Raw genomic sequence first — 5614 nt, 5'->3', positions numbered from 1 at the left:
AGCACGACGTTGTTGCGCTTGCGGTCGAGCTTGATGACCTTGAACTCCATCGTCTTGCCCTCGAACGGGCTCATGTCCTTGACCGGACGCGTGTCGAGGAGCGACCCCGGCAGGAAGGCGCGGATGCCGTTGACCAGCACCGTGAGGCCGCCCTTGACCTTGCCGTTCACCGTGCCGGTGACGAATTCGCCCGACTCGAGCGAGTTCTCGAGCGAGAGCCAGGAGGCGAGCCGCTTGGCCTTGTCGCGCGACAGGATGGTGTCGCCGTATCCGTTCTCGACCGCGTCGATCGCGACCGAGACGAAGTCGCCCGGCTGGACCTCGAGCTCGCCCTGGTCGTTCTTGAATTCCTCGATCGGGACATAGGCCTCGGACTTGAGGCCGGCGTTGACGACGACGAAGTTGTGCTCGACACGCACCACTTCGGCGGTGATCACTTCGCCGCTCCGCATCTCGGCCTTCTTGAGGGAATCCTCGAACATCGCCGCGAACGAGTCGGGCGCGAAGGATTCGGACGCAGGCGAGGAGGCGACTTGGGCTTGGGGCATTGCTTGGTTTTTCCGGTGCGGCCGTCTTGCGATGGCTGCGGGGTTAGGTGACTGATCCGACGCTTCGATGTGCCATGCAGCACGAGGTGGGAAAGCGGCGGGCCGGACAGGTTGCAAACCTGTCGACCTTCAGACCGGCGTTCGGTCGAAAGGCCTGCGCTGCTGCCAGGCTTCGAGCACCGCTTCCGTCGAGGCTTCGATGGAAAGGGCCGAGTTGTCCAGCATCAGCGCGCCTTCTGCTGGCTTCAAGGGCGACGCGCTGCGATTCATGTCGCGTGCGTCGCGGCCCTCGAGGTCGGCGCGAAGACTGTCGATGTTAGCGGAAAAGCCCATTTTTTCCAATTGCCGGGCCCGTCGCACGGCCCGTTCGGCAGCGCTGGCGGTGAGGAAGACCTTCAGCTCCGCGTCCGGGAAGACGACCGTGCCCATGTCGCGCCCGTCGGCGACCAGCCCGGGCAGCCGGCGGAAGTCGATCTGCAGGTCGAGCAGGGCGGCGCGCAGGCGGGGCCACGCCGAGATGCGAGACGCCAGTGCGCCGACGTCCTCGCGGCGCAGGGCTGCCGTGACCTCGCGCGGCCCGAGGAAGGTTCGCCCCCCCTCGAAGCGCAGGTCCAGGCCGGCGGCCAGCGTCGCCAGGCCGTCCTCGTTGTCGGCGGCGACGCCGGCGTCGATGGCGGCGATCGCCGTCGCCCGGTACAGGGCGCCGGAATCGAGCAGGCGATAGCCGAGCGCGGCGGCGACGGCGCCGGCCAGCGTGCCCTTTCCGGAGGCGGTGGGGCCGTCGATCGTCAGCACCGGGATGGCGCTTCGTGGCGCCGAAGCCACGCCGAGCAGCGTCTCGAAGTAGTCGGGCCAGGTCTTGCCGACGCAGCGCGGGTCGAGGATGCGGACCGGGACCGGCGGCGAGGCTTCGGCAGCCGCGTTGAACGCCGCCAGGGAGATCGCCATCGCCATGCGGTGGTCGTCGTAGGTCGAGATCGAGGCCGCCTGCCAGAGCGCGGGCGGCGTGATCTCGAGGAAGTCGCTGCCTTCGGTGACGGCCGCGCCGAGCTTGCGCAGCTCGGTGGCCATCGCCGCCAGCCGGTCGGTCTCCTTGACGCGCCAGCTGGCGATGTTCTCGAGCCGCGACGTGCCCTCGGCGAACAGGGCCAGCGCCGCGAGCGTCATCGCCGCATCCGGCATGTGGTTGCAGTCGAGCCGGATGGGCAGGAGCGGCATGCGGCCGCGCCGGACGACGAGCCGGCTCGGCGATGCGTCGATCGATGCACCCATCGCCCGGGCCGCGTCGACGAAGGCGATGTCGCCCTGCATCGAGTCGCTGCCGATGCCCTCGATGCAGAGGCCCGCGCCGGCGGCGATGGCCGCGGCGGCGATGAAGTAGGACGCCGACGACGCATCGCCCTCGACCGCGAAGGTGCCCGGCGAGCGGAGCGATCCGCCGCCCGGCAGCGTGAAGCGGCGCCAGCCGTCGCGCTCGACCGTGACGCCGAAGCGCTCGAGCAGGCGCAGGGTGATGTCGACGTAGGGGCGCGAAATCAGCTCGCCGTCGACCTCGACGGTCAGGGGCAGGGCGGCGGCTCGCAGCGGCAGGGCCAGCAGCAGCGAAGTGAGGAACTGGCTCGACACGTCGCCGCGGACGCGAACCGGGGCACCCTCGTCCCAGCTGCCGGACGGAGCGCCGATCGACAGCGGCGGGTAGCCTTGGCGACCGAGGTAGTCGATGCGGCAGCCGAGCGCGCGCAGGGCGTCGACGAGGTCGCCGATCGGGCGATCGTGCATGCGCGCGGTGCCGCGCAGTTCGTAGGCCGCCCCGGGGGGTGCGCTGATGGCGAGCGCGGCTGCGAGCGGGCGCATCGCCGTGCCTGCGTTGCCGAGGTGCAGGCTCGCTTTCTGGACAGCCGCGCAACCGCCGATGCCGGTGACGGCCAGCCGGTCGCCCTCGCCCTCGACGCCGACGCCGCAGCCGAGCTGGGCGAGCGCCTGCAGCATCACGTGGGTGTCGTCGGAGTGGAGCAGCCCTTCGATGCGCGTCGTGCCAGCGGCGAAGCCGGCCAGCAGAAGCGCCCGGTTCGAGATGCTTTTCGACCCCGGCACGCGCACGCTGCCGGCGATGCCGGTCAAGGGCGGGAGGTCGAGGAAGCGGGTCGCGTACATGGCGCGGCGTGCGCGTCGTGGCCCCGCCTCAGCGGTGCGTGTGCGGGGTCGACGCGTTCATCTGCCAGCCTGCGCGCGCTTCGCTGGCGTTGCGGATGAGCGCCTCCAGGGCTTCCACGTTGCCGTTGCGGATGACGTGCTCCATCGCGTCGAGGGTGTGCCTGAAGTTCTGCGCCTGCTTGAGGATCTCCTCGCGGTTGGACATCAGGATGTCGCGCCAGACCGCCGGGTTGCTGGCGGCGATGCGGGTGAAGTCGCGAAAGCCGGGGCCGCCGAGCGACAGGTAGTCGCGGCCGGCGGGCTGCCGCGCGATGGAGTTGAAGAAGGCGAACGCCAGGACGTGCGGCAGGTGGCTGACCGCCGCGAACGCGGCGTCGTGGTCCTCGGGGGTCATGCGGAGCACGTGCGCGCCGATGCCGGCCCAGGCATCGGTGGCTTTCTGCACGAGCTCGGGCGAGGTCTTCGGCAGCGGCGTGAGGATCACCTGCCGGCCCTGGTAGAGCGAGGCGTCGGCGTTGCTGATGCCGGACACCTCCTTGCCGGCGATCGGATGCGCCGGCACGAAGGACGTGATGCGATCCTTGAGCACGCGCCGGGCCGCGTCGACGACGTCGCGCTTGGTCGAGCCGACGTCCATCAGCAGCGATCCAGGCTCGACCAGGTGCCGGATCGCCTTGAACGTCGCCTCGGTCGCCGCCACTGGAACGGCAATGAGGACGATGTCCGAGCCCGACACGGCGAGCAGCGCCGACTCGGCCGCCGTGTCGATGACGCCGAGGCGCCTGGCCTGCTCCGTCGTCGAGGGAGACTTGCTGTAGCCGATGACGCGACGGACGAGGCCGGCCTTCTTGAGGGCGAGCGCGAACGAGCCGCCCATCAGGCCGCAACCGATCACGCCGAGCTGATTGAACATGCGGGTGCCCTAGTGCGCGTCGACCGGATAGGCGCCCAGCAGCTTGAAGAACGCGCAGGCGGCGCGCAGTTCCTTCAAGGCGAGCGCGACGTGCGGCTGGTCGGGGTGGCCCTCGAGGTCGACGTAGAAGTAGTACTCCCACTGGCCGGATCGAGCCGGGCGGGATTCGAAGCGGGTCATCGAGACGCCATGCGCCTTCAGCGGCTGCAGCAGGTCGTGCACCGCGCCCGGCCGGTTCGTCACCGAGACGACGAGGCTGGTGCAGTCGTGCCCCGAAGCCTTGGGCGCAGGGTGGACGGCGGGATCGGCGAGGACGGCGAAGCGGGTGCGGTTGTGGGCATCGTCCTGGATCGCCGGCGCGACCACGTGCAGGCCGTACTCGCTGGCCGCGCGATCGCCGGCGATGCCGGCGAGCTTGGCATCGACGCTCGCCAGGCGCGCCCCCTCGGCGTTGCTGGACACCGGTCGTCGCTCGGCGAGCGGCAGATGCCGGGTCAGCCAGCCGTGGCACTGCGCGAGCGCCTGCGGATGGGCACACACCGCCTCGATGCCGTCCAGCGAGTCGCTCGAACGAAGCAGGTTGTGGCGCACGTACAGGCTGGTCTCGCCAACGATGACCAGCGGCGTCGTCAGGAACAGGTCGAGCGAGCGCGTCACCACGCCTTCGCTCGAGTTCTCGACGGGCACGACGCCGAAGTCGGCGGCCCCGGCGCTCGCGGCGTGGAAAACCTCGTCGGCGTTCGCGCACGGCAGCCGCACGATGGACGAGCCGAAGTAGCCGAGTGCGGCCAGTTCGCTGAAGGTGCCGGCCGGCCCGAGGTAGGCGACGCGGGTCGGCGTCTCGAGGGCGCGGCACGCCGACATGATCTCGCGCCAGATGGGCGCCACGCCGGCGGCCGGCAGGGGCCCGGTGTTGGCCGACTTCAGGCCTTCGATCACCGCCGCCTCGCGCTCCGGCCGGAATGCCGGCGAGCCCTCAGCACGCTTCAGCTCGCCAATCGCCAGCGCGACCGTTGCCCGGCGGTTGAGCAGGGCGAGCAGCTCTCGGTCGATGGCATCGATGCGCGCCCGCTGCGACTGCAGGTCGGAGCCGGGCTCCGGCGTGCGGGTCGACATCGCGAGCCGGCGGCTACTTCGGCGCCGGCCGGCTGGACGCCGGACCCGGTCGCGGTGCCTGCGACCCCGGTGCGGGCTGCGCCGCCGGCGCTGCGGCAGGCACCCCGAGGATCACGCGAATGCGCGCGTCGAGGGCCTTGATCTTGGGATCGACCACCGGCCCGGATTCGGCGAGCACCTTCTGGATGAAGCCGTTGCGCATGTCCGGGCCGAGCTGCTGGAACTTCTTGTTGGTGCCCGATTCGAGCCAGGTGACGAGCTGCTTGAGCTCGTCCTCCGTCATCTTCTCCTCGAGCACGGCCCCGATTGTCGTCGGAGCGAGCTTGAGGGCACGCTCGCGAACGAGCGGGTAGGACTCGTCGATGTACTTGCGCACCTCGGCCTCGATCGACTTGCCCATGGCCTCGCGCTTGTCGGCCGGCACCTGGCGCTGCATGGCGAGACCGGCCTCCTGCATCATCTGTGCGGCAGGTCGCTCGACGATGTTCCGCGACACGTTCTCGATTTCGAACTGCTGGGCCTGCAGCACCCGCTGGATCAGCTCCTTCTTGGTCGTGCCCTGCGCGCTCGCCGCGCTCGCCAGGGCGATCGCCGCCGCACATCCGGCCGTTTGGGCCAGGGCCCGCAAAAGCATCCTCACTCGTCGTCTCCTTCAGTGGCCGCGCCGTCGACCGGTTCGTCGGCATCGCCGTTGGCATCGTTCTCGACGATGCGCTGCAGGCTGATCAGCTTGGCCCCGTCGTCGAGGGCGATGAGGGTCACGCCTTGCGTCGCCCGGCCGAGCTCGCGAATCTCGGCGACGCGCGTGCGCACCAGCACGCCGCTGTCGGTTATCAGCATGATCTCGTCGTCCGGCCGGACCAGCGTCGCGGCGACGACCTTG

The 5614-nt window shown here is 70.3% G+C and carries 6 protein-coding genes; all 6 read right to left on the bottom strand.

The window, feature by feature from the left end:
• On the bottom strand, positions 1-548 hold a 548-nt coding region (locus AC30N0_RS04965), incomplete at its 3' end, for a S1 RNA-binding domain-containing protein (RefSeq protein ID WP_489516822.1).
• 129 nt (positions 549-677) lie between these two features.
• Positions 678-2702 (bottom strand): bifunctional 3-phosphoshikimate 1-carboxyvinyltransferase/cytidylate kinase, encoded by a 2025-nt coding sequence (locus AC30N0_RS04960; protein ID WP_489516821.1) that lies wholly within the window; start codon positions 2700-2702, stop codon positions 678-680.
• A 28-nt stretch (positions 2703-2730) separates the two neighbouring features.
• Positions 2731-3615, bottom strand: a complete 885-nt coding sequence (locus AC30N0_RS04955; RefSeq protein WP_489516820.1) for a prephenate dehydrogenase — start codon at positions 3613-3615, stop codon at positions 2731-2733.
• Positions 3616-3624: 9 nt separating this feature from the next.
• Positions 3625-4731, bottom strand: a complete 1107-nt coding sequence (gene pheA, locus AC30N0_RS04950; protein ID WP_489516819.1) for a prephenate dehydratase — start codon at positions 4729-4731, stop codon at positions 3625-3627.
• A 13-nt stretch (positions 4732-4744) separates the two neighbouring features.
• Positions 4745-5365 carry a hypothetical protein gene (locus AC30N0_RS04945; RefSeq protein ID WP_489516823.1) on the bottom strand — a complete coding sequence of 207 codons (621 nt, stop codon included), beginning with the start codon at positions 5363-5365 and terminating at the stop codon, positions 4745-4747.
• Between the two features lie 2 nt (positions 5366-5367).
• On the bottom strand, positions 5368-5614 hold a 247-nt coding region (locus AC30N0_RS04940), incomplete at its 5' end, for a DNA gyrase C-terminal beta-propeller domain-containing protein (RefSeq protein ID WP_489516818.1).

The organism is Rhizobacter sp. (assembly GCF_031412495.1).
Lineage (GTDB): Bacteria > Pseudomonadota > Gammaproteobacteria > Burkholderiales > Burkholderiaceae_C > Schlegelella_A.
The sequence above is the reverse complement of the archived record's forward strand: the minus strand, read 5'-3'. Positions and strand labels throughout refer to the sequence as shown.